The organism is Mesorhizobium sp. M5C.F.Ca.ET.164.01.1.1, from assembly GCF_004792125.1.
Classification (GTDB): Bacteria; Pseudomonadota; Alphaproteobacteria; order Rhizobiales; family Rhizobiaceae; genus Mesorhizobium; species Mesorhizobium wenxiniae.
The window spans coordinates 1-300 of record NZ_SRTG01000489.1; the positions used below are offsets into that span (position 1 = coordinate 1).

The following is a 300-nucleotide window of genomic DNA, read 5'->3' on the forward strand; positions in this document are numbered from 1 at the left end:
CTGTTGCCGAGCGTGTAGTAGCTCATGGTCATGGTGTTGTTCCGATCCAGATTGACGCCGCCTTTCAGCGGCCGGGAGTGGCCTTGACCCACGGGTTGCCGCGCTCATGCGTCATGCAGAACGTGAACCCATCCACTTTCCAGCCGGCTTGCGTGCGGGCCAGGTGGTGTTCGTAGGTGCCCCAGACTTCCCAGAGCGGGTCGCCATTGCCTTCCATCCGGTTCCAGGCATAGCCGTTGGAATGGACAGTCGCGGCATTGGCCTCGAGCATGACGTGCTGGTTGGTGCGCAGATGGAGGC

Annotated in this window: 1 protein-coding gene; it reads right to left on the minus strand. The window is 62.0% G+C overall.

The window, feature by feature from the left end; translation table 11 throughout:
* Positions 1-64 precede the first annotated feature (64 nt).
* Positions 65-300, minus strand: a 236-nt coding sequence (locus EN807_RS34410) for a nuclear transport factor 2 family protein (protein ID WP_189522706.1), incomplete at its 5' end; no start/stop codon positions are given.